We start from the raw sequence: 13,061 nt of genomic DNA on the forward strand, positions 1-13,061 counted from the left end.
GTTACTTCCTGTCGTCTCGACGCGGGGCGCGGGGGCGCCGGGGCGTCGGTCCGTATTTCGATTGATGGGCGCGGCGCGCAGTTTCCTTGTCGCGGTAGCGAGCATTCATGGCACCGAAGATCGGGTGCATCGCAGCTTCCACGTCCTCGAGGATAGTTGCTGCTGGTATCCGCAGCACTTCGATGCCGACGCTGGCAAGGCTCTTGTCGCGGCGCTTGGCCAGTGCATCGTTCTGGTCCTCCTCGTCGATCGCTATGGCGAGGCCAAGTGGATGCGATACGAAATCGAGGATCGCCGAGCCGACCACCGTGTGGCGCGAAAACTTGTATTTCCCGAAATCTTCCTTTGCGAAACGGGCCGCCAGCGCCTTGTGCGCCGGCGAGGAGTGCCGGCGCATTTCGCGGGCGCGGTCGTGCAGCGCATCGAGCCGCTTTTCGGAGATTTCCCAGCCGCGACCCTTCTTCTTGATCGCAGGCGCTTCGTCGCTGACCTCTGAGGGATCGCGAAGCTGGAGAGTTTTGCGTTCGGTCACCCCACGCTCCCTTCGAGAGAAATCGCCAGCAGCTTTTGCGCTTCGACTGCAAATTCCATCGGCAGTTCTTTCAGCACGTCCTTGGCGAAACCGTTGACGATCAGCGCCATGGCTTCCTCGTCATCCAAGCCGCGCTGCATTGCATAGAACAGCTGGTCGTCGCTGATCTTGCTGGTGGTCGCCTCGTGCTCGATCTGCGCGCCGGGGTTCTTCACCTCGATGTAGGGAACGGTATGCGCGCCGCACTGGTCGCCGATCAGCAAGCTGTCGCATTCGGTGCGGTTGCGCACGCCGTCGGCATTGGCCGCCACGCGCACCAACCCGCGATAGGTGTTGTTCGACTTGCCCGCCGAAATGCCCTTGGAGATGATCGTCGAACGGCTGCCCTTGCCGTTGTGAATCATCTTGGTGCCGGTGTCGGCCTGCTGGTAATTGTTCGTCACCGCGACCGAGTAGAATTCGCCCACGCTGTCCTCGCCGTTGAGAACGCAGCTGGGATATTTCCACGTCACTGCGCTGCCGGTTTCGACCTGCGTCCAGCTGATCTTGGACCGCGCGCCCTGGCAGAGGCCGCGCTTGGTGACGAAATTGTAGATCCCGCCCTTGCCTTCCGCATTGCCGGGATACCAGTTCTGGACGGTCGAATACTTGATCTCGGCATCTTCCAGCGCGACCAGTTCGACCACGGCAGCATGCAGCTGGTTCTCGTCCCGCATCGGTGCGGTGCAGCCTTCGAGATAGCTCACGTAGCTGCCCTTTTCGGCGATTATCAGCGTGCGCTCGAACTGGCCGGTATTTTCGGCATTGATGCGGAAATAGGTGCTGAGTTCCATCGGGCAGCGCACGCCTTCAGGCACATAGACGAAGGTGCCATCGGAAAAGACCGCACAGTTGAGAGTCGCGAAGAAATTGTCATGCTGAGGCACGACCTTGCCCAGCCATTTCTTCACCAGTTCGGGATATTCCTTGATGGCTTCGCTGATCGACAGGAAGATGACGCCAGCCTTCTTCAGCTCTTCGCGGAAGGTCGTGGCGACAGACACGCTGTCGAACACTGCATCGACCGCGACCTTGCGCGCGCCCTCGACACCGGCAAGCACTTCCTGCTCCGCCACAGGTATGCCGAGCTTGTCGTAAACCGCCTTGATATCCGGATCTAGCTCGTCGAGCGAGGCGAGCTTTTCCTTCTTTTTCGGTGCCGCGTAGTAATAGGCGTCCTGGTAATCGATCGCCGGATAGCCGAGCTTGGCCCAGTCCGGCTCTTCCATTTCCTGCCACAGACGAAACGCTTTCAGCCGCCAGTCGAGCATCCATTCCGGCTCGCCCTTCTTGGCGCTGATGAACCGGACGGTGTCTTCACTAAGGCCCTTCTCGGCGAATTCGGTGTCGATTTCAGCCGACCAGCCGTGTTCGTATTCGGCGGCCTTTTCGGCAGCTTCCTTCGCTTCTCGATCCTGAATGTCGATATTTTCGCTCATGCAATCTCTCTTGTGCGGGCCAGCTGGGTCAGCGGAATCGCCGCCAGCGCGCCTCGCAACGCTTCGTTGACGACCGGCCAGTGAGGTTTGACGGTGCAGTCATGTTCGACAGAACAGTCCGTGCCTTCGACGCAGGCGGTCAGTGCGATTGGCCCTTCGACCGCCTCGACGATGTCGGCAACGGTAATCGCCGCAGCAGGCCGCGCCAATTGCAGCCCGCCGCCGGCACCGCGCGTGGATCGCAGCAGCCCTGCAGCCGACAGCTTGCTTACCAGCTTCTGCACCGTCGGAACCGGCAATCCGGTCTCGGCGGCCAGCTCTGCCGCACTGGTGCGTGCACCGCCGCAATGGCGGGCAGCGGCACTCATCGTGACCACGGCATAATCGGCAAGGTTAGAAAGGCGCATATCAAATCGGACCAAATCGTTCCGATTGGTCAGCTAAGAGGCTTGCCTGGCCATTTCAACGGAAAACGCCTTGCTGCGAGTCGTTATCAATCGTCCCCATCGCGAGGTGTCGCATTCTCCGTGCGCGCGGTCGCGGCGAACGGATCGAGCGGCGTCAGGCCATCAGGGCCGAGCAGATAATTGGCAAACGATCCTGCATTCTGCTGAAGACCCTTAGGAGTGAGCCCGGTAAAGTAGCGGATTTCCTTGATCATATGCGCCTGATCGTAAAACGCGGCCTGGATACCCGTTTCGATCGGTTCGGGAATGTCGGGCCGCAGCATATGGGCTGCCGCGCGAATGGCGCGGAACCGGCGGGCGAGCCTGACCGGCGATTGCCCGAAAAACCGCGCTACCAGCCGTTGTGCCTGGCGTTTCGAATAGGGCAGCGTCGCATAAAGGTCATTGATGTCCGGACGGATCGAGCTTGCCAGCCATTCGACTGTTCTTTGAATTACGGCCATCTGCCTGCTCGGCAACGGTGTCAGCGCCTTTCTGGCAACATCGCACATGGCGCCCGCCAATCCCGCGTCATCCAGCGTCCCGGCGTGCCAACGCGGTATCAGCGCCGTCAGTTCGTCGCCCAGTCGTTCGCCCAGAACATAGTCGGGTTCGAGAAAGCGATCCTGATGTTCGTCTACCGGCAGGCCTGTCAGCGTAGCCCAGCCCAGATGGTTCAGCGAAAGCCCGCATACGAACGCCGGGCCCTCAACCACGATTCGCCGCGACTCGCCCATCGGGGCAAGGAAACTGGCCACGCCGGCATCTTCCAGATCCGTTGAGCCGAACTGCATCCGTCCGCGTCCTTGTGCGATCACAACCATCTGACCTGAATAGGCCGGTATGTGATCGTCGATCACGGTTTCCGCGGTACGCCAGACATATATCCCGTTCAGATAGGGCGCGAGATCAGTCGGCAGATCGAGATATTCGAGCGAGTGCGAAGGGTCGTCTTTTTGCAGTCGCGACAATACCTTCCCCCCGAAGTCCCAACTTTGCGCCCCCCCCGTATTATTACGCAGACGGGCCGCAATTCGTAATCACACCACTGTGCGAAGCGCCACCAAATATGGAAGCGGGCGACAAAAAAAGGGGGTAGCCCGTTAAGGCTACCCCTTTGAAGTCGAGAACTCGTCGCAGAAATGCTCCGAGCCCTTCGGGTCGCAAGGATGTGTTAGATCGAATCTCCGCGAGTTGATTGTATGCAAGCGACAGACCTTCCCGAAGCGGCCCACTTTTTCTCGGATTCGGCGCCCGCCAAGCGTCATGAAGCGTCTCGACATGGTATCTGCGCCGCGCCATGGCGCAGGGCATGATATTCGATCTGGCCCGCCCACTGCTCTTCAAGATTGATCCCGAGCTTGCCCACCGCCTTACTGTGAGGGCGCTTGCCGTTTCGCCCCGGGCCGGTCCGCCAAAAACAGGCCCCCTCGCAGTCGAGGTGGCAGGGCTGCAGTTTCCCAATCCGCTCGGAATGGCTGCGGGATTCGACAAGGATGCGGAAGTACCCGACCAGCTTTTGGGTCTGGGTTTCGGATTTGCCGAAGTCGGTTCTATCACGCCCCGTCCGCAAGCGGGCAACCCCAAGCCGCGGCTGTTCCGGCTGGTGGAAGATCGGGCAGTGATCAACCGGATGGGCTTCAACAATCGCGGAGCCGATGTTGCCGAAACCCGGCTCGCAAGGCGATCGGGACGCCTTGGCATCGTCGGCGTGAATATCGGCGCCAACAAGGACAGCGAGGACCGGATCGCCGATTACGAAGTCATGGCGCGAACCATGGCGCCGTATGCTTCCTATCTCGCGGTCAACATATCGAGCCCCAATACGCCGGGCCTGCGGGCACTGCAGGACGAAGATGCCTTATCCGGCCTGCTGGACGCCGTGATCGATGCGCGCGGCGCGAACACCGTGCCCATTTTCCTCAAGGTGGCGCCGGATCTGGAGCCAGCCGATATCGACGCTATTTCGCGGATCGCGATCGACAAGGGGCTGGGCGCTCTGATCGTGTCCAACACAACCATTTCACGCCCCATCCTCAAGTCGCGCCAGGCTAGTGAAACCGGCGGGTTGTCCGGTGCACCCTTGCGTGACCTTGCACAGCAGCGGTTGCGCGATTTCCGCCGGGCAACCGGTGGGGCCGTGCCGCTCATCGGTGTCGGCGGCATTGCCGATGCGGCCGACGCCTGGGCCCGCATTCGCGCCGGCGCCAGTCTCGTCCAGCTGTACAGCGCGATGGTCTTCGAGGGGCCGGGGCTACCGCGCAGAATTCTGAAGGGTATAGAGCAATTGATGCAGCGCGACGGCTTCGCTTCAATTGCCGAAGCGGTCGGAAGCGAATAGCACCATGCGCATGACCAGAACCCTATCCGCATCGCTACTCGCGCTGGCGCTTGCCGCCTGCACGACGAATACTCCGCTTTCTTCGACGTCTACAGACGCGCCTCGCAATCTGGCTGGCGCTGTATCGGCCGCCGACCCACGCGCTCAGGCAGCGGGTGAAGAGATGCTCGCCCGTGGCGGCAGCGCAACCGACGCGGCAATCGCGGTCATGCTGGCACTGGGCGTCGTCGAGCCGCAAAGTTCGGGCATCGGCGGCGGCGGGTTCATGGTCCGCGGTACGGCAGACGGGTCGGTCGGCACGTTCGATGGACGCGAGACTGCGCCTGCCAGCGCCACGCCCGATTGGTTTCTGGATGAAAACGGTCAGTTGCCGCCCTTCATCGAATCGGTACGCAGCGGATTATCCGTCGGGGTACCAGGCAATATCGCTTTGGCCGCCAAAGCACATGCCGCCTACGGAAAGCTGCCCTGGGCCAGCCTGTTCGAGCCAGCGATCAAGCTCGCGAGGCAGGGTTTCGAAATGAATCCGCGCCTCAACGGAATGCTCGAGTCGGCCAGGAACCGCTCCGCACACTCGGCACAGGCGCGCAGTATTTTCTTCGATGCCGAAGGTCAGCCCCTGCCGGTGGGCACCGTTGTGAAGAACGAACAGCTTGCGCAGACGCTTGAGACGATCGCCAGGGGTGGCCGTGCAGCCTTCTATTCGGGAGACACGGCCCGCGCGATCGCAACGACCGTCGCCAGCGATACGCCGCATGCTGATGCGATGACCTATGGCGATGTCACCTCTTACGACGCGAAAGCGCGCGACGCCGTGTGCGGAAGCTATCGCGAGTACCGCGTCTGCACCATGGGGCCGCCGACATCGGGCGGGGTGGCCGTGCTGCAGATGCTTGGTCAGCTCGAGCGTTTCGATCTTTCCGCGCTCGGGCCGCGCAATCCTGTCACCTGGCACCTCTTCGTGGAATCCCAGCGGCTTGCCTATGCGGACCGCGAACTTTATCTTGCCGATACCGATTACGTGTCGGTACCCGTGTCCGGCCTGCTCGCGCCCGATTACATCGCCAAGCGCAGTGCGCTGATCGACGAGCGCGGCACGCTTGCCGAAGCCGTCGCGGGCGTGCCCGCCGGCGCATCGACCGCATTGGCGGATGGCGACGAACCCGAAGAACACGGGACCACGCATTTCGCTGTGGTCGATGCCGACAATACCATGGTCAGCTATACATCGACTGTGGAAGGGCCATTCGGATCGGGCCTGATGGTGGGCGGATTCTTTCTGAACAACGAGCTCACTGATTTCAGCCGTTCGCCCGATATTGACGGCAAGTTGGTCGCCAATCGCGTGGAAGGCGGCAAACGCCCGCGCAGTTCCATGTCGCCGACAGTGGTTTGGGATCCGCAAGGCAGGCCATTCCTCGCGATCGGCGCTGCGGGCGGCAGTACCATCCCCGTCCAGACGGCACGTAGCATCATCGGCGCGATCGATTTTGGCTTATCGGCAGAGGAGATGCTCGGCCTGCCGTTCATCATGGCCTATGGCGACCGCGTTATGCTCGAAAAGGGTACTTGGCTGGAAGGCGCACAGGCTGCGTTCCGATCACTGGGCCACAAGGATGTGTTTCTTCAAGAAGCGCCAGTCAAAGGAGGCGCCGTCTTATATGGAGCGTCCGGGTGGCAGTCCGCGCGTGACCCGCGTCTTGCCGGACAGATCGAGGCACCCTGACACTGGTGCAGACCAACTTGCCGATGTCATGGCAGGGGCCTAAGCCCGGCACATTGTTAAATAATAACGTGCGTTGAGGAGCCTGCCGTGCTGTCGGATATCGATTCCGCCAACAATCTTGTCGAACTTTTCCTGAAACGTGCTGACGAAAAGGGCGATCTGCCTTTTCTCGGCGCAAAATTGGGCGGGGTGTGGCAAACGACAAGCTGGAGCGCAGCAGCCGAGCAAGTTTGTCTGTTGGCGGAAAGCTTGCGGGAACTGGGCCTGAAGAATGGCGACCGCATCTGTCTCGTCGCCGAGAATCGGCCCGAATGGTGCATCGCAGACTTGGCCATCATGGCGGCGGGGTGCATCACCGTCCCGACATACATCACCAACACAGAACGCGATCACGTTCATATTCTCGACAATTCAGGTGCCAAGGCGGTGATCGTCTCGACCGAAAAACTGCTGAGGCCGCTCCACGGTGCCTTGCAGGCGACGGGCGTCGCTGAACATGTCATCGGCATAGACGATCTGCACCGTCAGCAGTCCGGGAGCTTCGCCTATCACAAATGGGATCGCATGCTCGAGGGCGATGCGAGCGCGGCGCGCCGGGCGGTAGATGAGAGGATCGCACGGATTGGGCGCGGCGACACCGCGTGTATTATCTATACGAGCGGCACGGGCGGAGCGCCGCGCGGCGTCATGCAGCACCATGGCGCAATCCTGTGTAATGTAGCCGGCGCCGCCGAAATTCTCATGGAGGATTTCGGAATCGAGCAAGACGAGCGCTTCTTATCCTTCCTGCCACTGAGCCACGCCTATGAACATTCTGGCGGCCAGTTCTTGCCCATCGCAGTCGGTGCCCAGATTTACTATTCCGAGGGACTGGAAAAGCTCGCCAGCAATATCGAGGAAACGCGCCCGACCATCATGGTCGTCGTTCCGCGCCTGTTCGAGGTCCTGCGCACCCGCATACTCAAGCAGGTTCAGAAGCAGGGTGGCCTTGCCGAAAAGCTCATGAACACAGCTCTCGAGGTCGGCGAACGCCGCGCTGCGGGTAATCCGAAATTCGGCGACCAATTGAAGGATTTCGCGGTCGCCCGTTTGTTGAAACCCAAAATCCGCAAGCGTTTCGGGGGTCGCATGAAAGCGATGGTGTCCGGTGGCGCGCCGCTCAACCCCGACGTCGGGATATTCTTCGAATCGATGGGGCTGACCATGCTTCAGGGCTATGGGCAAACCGAAGCAGGGCCTGTCATAAGCTGCAACCGGCCCGCCGCCGGCATTGCCATGCATTCCGTCGGCCCGGCTCTGCGCGGAGTAGAGATCAAGATCGCAGAGGATGGAGAAATCCTTTGCCGCGGCGAACTCGTCATGCATGGATACTGGCAGAACGAAGGCGAAACTGCGCGGACGATCCAGAATGGCTGGCTGCACACCGGCGATATCGGACACCTCGACGACAAAGGCCGGATTGTCATTACCGACCGCAAGAAAGACATGATCGTCAACGACAAGGGTGACAATATCGCGCCGCAAAAGGTCGAGGGCATGCTGACGTTGCAGCCCGAAATCGGTCAGGCAATGGTGGCCGGCGACAGAAAGCCATACATTGTCGGCCTGATTGTGCCCGACGCGGAGTGGACGCTTGAATGGTGCCAGGCCCAGGGCAAGCAGTTCGATTGCAAGCAACTTCAAGAACTGCCTGAATATCGTAATGCTGTGCGCGCTGCTGTGGACCGTGTTAACAAGGATTTATCGGTCGTGGAGAAGGTGCGCCAATTCGCTTTTGCCGACGAGCCTTTCACCATCGAGAACGAAGAAATGACACCCTCGATGAAAATCCGTCGCCATAAGATCAAGGAACGTTATGGCGAACGGATGGATCGCCTGTATCGCGCGTGAGGTGCGAAACCAGTTCGGCAGCAAGAGGCGGTCGGTGCGTAGTGATCTACGCTGTCGGTCGCCCCTGATTTCTGAGGATCTCAAGCGGCTTCTTCGATAAACTCCGGGTAGAAGCTTGGTTCGCGGTCGCTCCATCCAGGAGCAGTCGCCGCGGCTTCGCTGATACTTTGCAACAGCATCTTGCGCCGGTCCGGCCGGATTTGCGGCAGCGCGGCAGCGGCACAAAACGCACTTGGCAGCCACGGCCGCGCATCGGCCGAAATCAGCCGTTCGTAAAGAAAGCGAAACGCCGAAAAACTGTCTATGCGCTCCTGCGCTAAATCGAACGCCGCGACGCGCGTCAGTTTGCCGACAAACCCTTCGATGCTGTCGAAACCCGACTGTTCCGGAATCGATTGCCGTAAGGCTTTGAGTTCCTGGTAGGCGACATACTGGCTGCGAATGGCCGCGTTTTCACCTGCGTTGCGACCCCATATGCGGAACGCGTCGCAGCGACCCAGTCCGATATCGAGGCTGCGGCGGATGTAGCGCTGTTCGGCGGCGGTAAAGCCAGCAAACTCGCGCATTTCGGCAATGGTCAGCGATGCGGTTCCCGTGACAGCCATGATGGCGTTCCCCCTGTTACAAGAAGGAGTTTCACCCAAGATGGTTAACAAGCGGTTTGCGCAGTCGAAATTTCACCGCAGCGAGCCAACTGTTGTGCCACATGCCTGCGATTTGAAGACGAGGAAGGGGTTCATCTTTGAAAAGGTCAAGTTCCGCAGGGCAGCCCTTCTCGTGTTAGATAAGGCCCGCGAGCGGGCTCGACGGGTCGGCATATTTGCGGGTGCCCATGCGCCCGGCAAGATAGGCATCGCGGCCCGCTTCGACCGCCAGTTTCATGGCGCGGGCCATGCGGATGGGATCCTTGGCTTCGGCAATCGCCGTGTTCATGAGGACGCCGTCACAGCCAAGTTCCATCGCCACTGCGGCATCAGAGGCAGTGCCTACACCAGCATCCACCAGCACCGGAACGTTTGCGCCTTCCTTGATCAGGCGAATGGTCACGCGGTTCTGAATGCCCAGCCCGGATCCGATTGGTGCACCCAGCGGCATGACCGCAACTGCACCGGCATCTTCCAGCTGTTTGGCCGCGATAGGATCGTCGACGCAGTAGACCATAGGCAGAAAACCGTCCTTGGCGAGCGTCTCGGTCGCAGTGAGAGTTTCGCGCATATTCGGATAAAGGGTGCGCGCTTCGCCAAGCACTTCCAGCTTCACCAGATCCCAACCGCCCGCTTCCCGCGCCAGGCGCAACGTACGGATTGCGTCATCGGCGTTGAAACAACCGGCCGTATTGGGGAGATAAGTGACCTTCTTGGGATCGATATAATCCGTGAGCATCGGCGCCTTCGGATCGCTGACATTGACCCGACGAACGGCGACGGTAACGATTTCGGCGCCCGAGGCTTCCAGCGCGGCGGCGTTCTGTTCGAAATCGCGGTATTTCCCGGTTCCGACGATCAACCGGCTGGTAAAGGTGCGCCCTGCTACGGTCCAGCTGTCGCTTTGCGCTTCGACGCCTTGGCCGCCGCCGACGAAGTGCACGATTTCCAGATTATCGCCTGAGGCAATAGTGTGTCCGCCCAGCTCGCTGCGCGGCGCAATCGTGCCGTTATGTTCGACCGCGACCTTTGCGGGATCGAGATCGAGCTCACGCACGAGTTCGGCGATGGTGGTAGCGGCAGTTCGGCGGGTTTCGCCATTTACGGTCAGGGCAATCATGCCGCCCGACTTAGTCCCCGCAGCGATCCTTGCAAGCGGCGGAATGAACATGACGCAGATTGAGTATGTGACCAAGCGACACGAGCGCCACGCCGATGATCGTCAAAACGGCTTCCTTGATGCCATGCGGAACGGCAAGCGCACCGCCCATGAAGGTCAGGCCCGTCATCGCGACCACAAAGGGTGCGGCGACACGATGCCGCACCGCGCCCCAGCCAATGGCAACACCGGCAATGAGGGTTGCAGCGACGAGGCCGATCCGATGGACATCGGGCGCAAAGAATAACTCGCCCCCGATACCGAAGGCCGACACAAGCAGGATCGAGAGCACGCAATGCACCGCACATGCCGCGGAAAGAAAGATCCCGGCACGGTCAAGCCTCCGACGAATCGGCGAGATTGCGCGTTGCAACATGACATTGCAGTTATGTTATGGTGTATCCTATTTCAAGGGAAACCGTCCGGGCCCGGCATCTTTCCTGTCGTTTGCACGAACCGAGCGAACACTTTCCCTATTTGCGCTTGCACTGCGCGAATGGCGGAACCAGAGACGCTAGCCATGTCCAAGATTAGCAAGCATGCGCGCCCGAATGCGTTGGCCACCTGGCTCTTCATCGTCGCAGCCATGGTGGTTTTGATGGTTGCGGTGGGCGGCATTACGCGCCTGACCGAAAGCGGGCTGTCGATCACGCAGTGGAAGCCGATCACCGGTGCGATCCCGCCGCTTTCGGAAACCGCGTGGCAGACGGAATTCGACCTCTACAAGGCGACGGGCGAATACAAGAACGTGACCGGACCAGCGGGAATGGATCTGGAGGCGTTCAAGTTCATATTCTTCTGGGAATGGTTCCATCGTCTTCTTGGCCGCCTGATCGGTCTCGCGTTCGCGCTCCCGCTCGCTTGGTTCTGGGTCAAGCGGGCGATTCCCTCGGGATATAAGTGGCGGCTCGTTGCTTTGCTGGCCCTAGGCGGTCTTCAGGGTGTGTTCGGCTGGTTCATGGTGCGCAGCGGCCTTGCGGGTACGATGACCGATGTGAGCCACTTCTGGCTTTCGATCCATTTGCTGACTGCATTCTTCACGCTTGGGGGGCTGGTCTGGACTGCGCTCGACCTCAAACGACTCGCTCACGGCCAGCGGAAACCATCCCGGTGGACTGGCATGGCCAGCGTCGTCGGCGCCATCCTGTTCGTCCAGTTACTTCTCGGGGCCTGGGTCGCCGGCCTCAATGCCGGACTGGCATCGGACACCTGGCCGCTGATGCAAGGTCGCCTCGTTCCAGAATTCGACAGTTCTCACGGAGCGCTCTGGGCAGTCACGCATGACCCCTTCCTGCTCCACTTTCTTCACCGCTGGTGGGCCTGGATCGCGCTTGTCGCACTGATCGTCCTGGCGAGAAGAGTGAAGCCGGAGGAGCGAATGGCTTCCGTCGCGATACAGGCGGTCGTGGGAACGCAGGTCATTCTCGGCATCATCACGGTTCTCACTGGCGTCGCCCTCTGGGTTGCGGTGGCGCATCAGGTAGTGGGCGCCTTGCTAGTGGCGAGCTTCGCATGGGGCGTTCATGCGTTGGGCAGACGCACCTGACGGCGAACTATGCCCGCCAATAGTGGCTGGGCATTGCTCTCCTGTAGCCAGGACGACGCGGATGTGGCTCGGGGCGGTATAGTTCCAAGGTAGAATTCCGGACTCTCGAGCCTTTAAATCCACTTGTGGTTTTATTTTACCTCACTCGAGAACCGCGGAATTGCTTGACTAACGAGCGATCTCCAGCCATTCGGCGCGCGCTTCGCGGGTCCACAACTGGGGATTCGCCGATTGGCGCCACCGCCTTTTTGGGGCGGGGCACGAACACTAGGAACGGAAACCAGCCATGAAGGCTCTTACGAAGGCCACCCGGTCGATCAAGCCGGCCGAGGTCGAAAAGAAGTGGCACATCATCGACGCCGAAGGTCTCGTCGTCGGTCGTGTCGCGGCGATCATCGCCAACCACCTGCGCGGCAAGCACAAGCCGAGCTACAGCCCGCACGTCGATTGCGGTGACCATGTTGTCGTCATCAATGCCGGCAAGGTGAAGTTCACCGGCAAGAAGATGAACGACAAGGTTTACTACAAGCACACCGGTCACCCGGGCGGCATCAAGGAAACTACTCCGGCCAAGGTGCTGGAAGGCAAGTTCCCCGAGCGCGTGCTTGAAAAGGCTGTCGAACGCATGATTCCGCGCGGCCCGCTTGGCCGTGCGCAGATGCGTGCGCTGCATGTATTCGCCGGCACCGAGCATCCGTATGACGGCCAGAAGCCCGAAACGCTCGACGTTGCCTCGATGAACCGCAAGAACAAGGTTGTCGCATAATGGCCGACGAAACCAAGAACGAAACCGTTTCGGATCTCGCCGATCTGAAGGACATCGCCGGTGACGCGCCTGAAGGCGACGCTTCCGATATCGCGGCAGCTGCCGACGTTCCGCTGCGTGAGCAGGAACTGGACAAGGAAGGCCGTGCGTATGCAACCGGCCGCCGTAAGGATGCGACTGCCCGCGTGTGGCTCAAGCCCGGCAGCGGCAAGGTCATCGTCAATGGCAAGGACCAGGAAGTGTACTTTGCACGTCCGACGCTGCGCCTGATCATCGACCAGCCTTTCACGATCACTGATCGCCAGGGCCAGTACGATGTCGTCGCCACCGTCAAGGGCGGCGGACTTTCGGGACAGGCAGGCGCCGTGAAGCATGGCATCAGCCAGGCTCTGACCAAGTACGAACCGGCCCTGCGCAGCACCGTCAAGGCTGCTGGCTTCCTCACCCGCGACAGCCGTGTGGTCGAGCGTAAGAAGTACGGCCGTGCCAAGGCACGCCGCAGCTTCCAGTTCTCGAAGCGCTAAGCTTTATTC

13 protein-coding genes are annotated in these 13,061 nt (G+C 60.6%); 6 read left to right on the forward strand and 7 right to left on the reverse strand.

Annotated elements, in window-relative coordinates; genetic code table 11:
• Position 1: 1 nt before the first annotated feature.
• The 4 genes from K3177_RS02130 to K3177_RS02145 all read right to left on the reverse strand — a co-directional run bounded on the left by K3177_RS02130 (position 2) and on the right by K3177_RS02145 (position 3,427).
• Positions 2-532 carry a DUF559 domain-containing protein gene (locus K3177_RS02130; protein WP_221596732.1) on the reverse strand — a complete coding sequence of 177 codons (531 nt, stop codon included), beginning with the start codon at positions 530-532 and terminating at the stop codon, positions 2-4.
• Positions 529-2,010 (reverse strand): Fe-S cluster assembly protein SufB, encoded by a 1,482-nt coding sequence (gene sufB, locus K3177_RS02135; protein WP_103024768.1) that lies wholly within the window; start codon positions 2,008-2,010, stop codon positions 529-531. Before sufB ends, K3177_RS02130 begins: the two co-directional genes overlap by 4 nt.
• Positions 2,007-2,417, reverse strand: coding sequence for an SUF system Fe-S cluster assembly regulator (locus K3177_RS02140; protein WP_196847973.1), 411 nt, complete (start codon positions 2,415-2,417; stop codon positions 2,007-2,009). The genes sufB and K3177_RS02140 overlap by 4 nt, the downstream gene beginning before the upstream one ends.
• Before the next feature lie 86 nt (positions 2,418-2,503).
• Positions 2,504-3,427 (reverse strand): helix-turn-helix domain-containing protein, encoded by a 924-nt coding sequence (locus tag K3177_RS02145; protein WP_221596733.1) that lies wholly within the window; start codon positions 3,425-3,427, stop codon positions 2,504-2,506.
• 341 nt (positions 3,428-3,768) lie between these two features.
• Here K3177_RS02145 and K3177_RS02150 point away from each other — a divergent pair, with 341 nt between their 5' ends.
• The 3 genes from K3177_RS02150 to K3177_RS02160 all read left to right on the forward strand — a co-directional run bounded on the left by K3177_RS02150 (position 3,769) and on the right by K3177_RS02160 (position 8,413).
• Complete coding sequence (locus K3177_RS02150) at positions 3,769-4,797, forward strand: quinone-dependent dihydroorotate dehydrogenase (RefSeq protein WP_221596734.1); 1,029 nt, start codon at positions 3,769-3,771, stop codon at positions 4,795-4,797.
• A gap of 10 nt (positions 4,798-4,807) precedes the next feature.
• Positions 4,808-6,523 carry a gamma-glutamyltransferase gene (ggt, locus tag K3177_RS02155; protein ID WP_221596736.1) on the forward strand — a complete coding sequence of 572 codons (1,716 nt, stop codon included), beginning with the start codon at positions 4,808-4,810 and terminating at the stop codon, positions 6,521-6,523.
• Positions 6,524-6,610: 87 nt separating this feature from the next.
• A complete protein-coding gene (locus K3177_RS02160) occupies positions 6,611-8,413 on the forward strand; it encodes an AMP-dependent synthetase/ligase (protein WP_221596759.1) in 1,803 nt (600 codons plus the stop codon).
• An 80-nt stretch (positions 8,414-8,493) separates the two neighbouring features.
• On the opposite strand, the gene K3177_RS02165 is transcribed toward K3177_RS02160, so the two are convergent.
• From K3177_RS02165 to K3177_RS02175, 3 genes are all read right to left on the reverse strand, one after another.
• Positions 8,494-9,018, reverse strand: coding sequence for a hypothetical protein (locus tag K3177_RS02165; protein ID WP_103024763.1), 525 nt, complete (start codon positions 9,016-9,018; stop codon positions 8,494-8,496).
• Between the two features lie 175 nt (positions 9,019-9,193).
• Positions 9,194-10,177, reverse strand: a complete 984-nt coding sequence (gene thiS, locus K3177_RS02170) for a sulfur carrier protein ThiS (RefSeq protein WP_221596761.1) — start codon at positions 10,175-10,177, stop codon at positions 9,194-9,196.
• Between the two features lie 10 nt (positions 10,178-10,187).
• Positions 10,188-10,592 (reverse strand): MerC domain-containing protein, encoded by a 405-nt coding sequence (locus tag K3177_RS02175; protein WP_103024761.1) that lies wholly within the window; start codon positions 10,590-10,592, stop codon positions 10,188-10,190.
• A 144-nt stretch (positions 10,593-10,736) separates the two neighbouring features.
• On the opposite strand from K3177_RS02175, the gene K3177_RS02180 reads away from it, so the two are divergent.
• The 3 genes from K3177_RS02180 (at position 10,737) to rpsI (ending at position 13,052) form a co-directional block, all read left to right on the forward strand.
• On the forward strand, positions 10,737-11,762 hold the full coding sequence (locus tag K3177_RS02180; protein WP_221596762.1) for a COX15/CtaA family protein: 1,026 nt from the start codon (positions 10,737-10,739) through the stop codon (positions 11,760-11,762).
• Between the two features lie 286 nt (positions 11,763-12,048).
• Positions 12,049-12,528, forward strand: a complete 480-nt coding sequence (gene rplM / locus K3177_RS02185) for a 50S ribosomal protein L13 (RefSeq protein ID WP_221596764.1) — start codon at positions 12,049-12,051, stop codon at positions 12,526-12,528.
• Positions 12,528-13,052: a 30S ribosomal protein S9 gene (gene rpsI / locus K3177_RS02190; RefSeq protein WP_247714192.1), complete on the forward strand. Its 525-nt coding sequence runs from the start codon at positions 12,528-12,530 to the stop codon at positions 13,050-13,052. Before rplM ends, rpsI begins: the two co-directional genes overlap by 1 nt.
• Positions 13,053-13,061: the final 9 nt, after the last annotated feature.

The organism is Qipengyuania pacifica, from assembly GCF_019711555.1.
Taxonomy (GTDB): domain Bacteria; phylum Pseudomonadota; class Alphaproteobacteria; order Sphingomonadales; family Sphingomonadaceae; genus Qipengyuania; species Qipengyuania pacifica.

Bases quoted from the DNA above. Each gene is read 5' to 3' on its own strand.
- K3177_RS02180 (WP_221596762.1), top strand. From the start codon at position 10,737: ATGTCCAAGATTAGCAAGCATGCGCGCCCGAATGCGTTGGCCACCTGG.
- K3177_RS02165 (WP_103024763.1), bottom strand. From the start codon at position 9,018: ATGGCTGTCACGGGAACCGCATCGCTGACCATTGCCGAAATGCGCGAG.
- rplM (WP_221596764.1), top strand. From the start codon at position 12,049: ATGAAGGCTCTTACGAAGGCCACCCGGTCGATCAAGCCGGCCGAGGTC.
- rpsI (WP_247714192.1), top strand. From the start codon at position 12,528: ATGGCCGACGAAACCAAGAACGAAACCGTTTCGGATCTCGCCGATCTG.
- K3177_RS02150 (WP_221596734.1), top strand. From the start codon at position 3,769: ATGATATTCGATCTGGCCCGCCCACTGCTCTTCAAGATTGATCCCGAG.
- ggt (WP_221596736.1), top strand. From the start codon at position 4,808: ATGACCAGAACCCTATCCGCATCGCTACTCGCGCTGGCGCTTGCCGCC.
- sufB (WP_103024768.1), bottom strand. From the start codon at position 2,010: ATGAGCGAAAATATCGACATTCAGGATCGAGAAGCGAAGGAAGCTGCC.
- K3177_RS02175 (WP_103024761.1), bottom strand. From the start codon at position 10,592: ATGTTGCAACGCGCAATCTCGCCGATTCGTCGGAGGCTTGACCGTGCC.
- thiS (WP_221596761.1), bottom strand. From the start codon at position 10,177: ATGATTGCCCTGACCGTAAATGGCGAAACCCGCCGAACTGCCGCTACC.
- K3177_RS02140 (WP_196847973.1), bottom strand. From the start codon at position 2,417: ATGCGCCTTTCTAACCTTGCCGATTATGCCGTGGTCACGATGAGTGCC.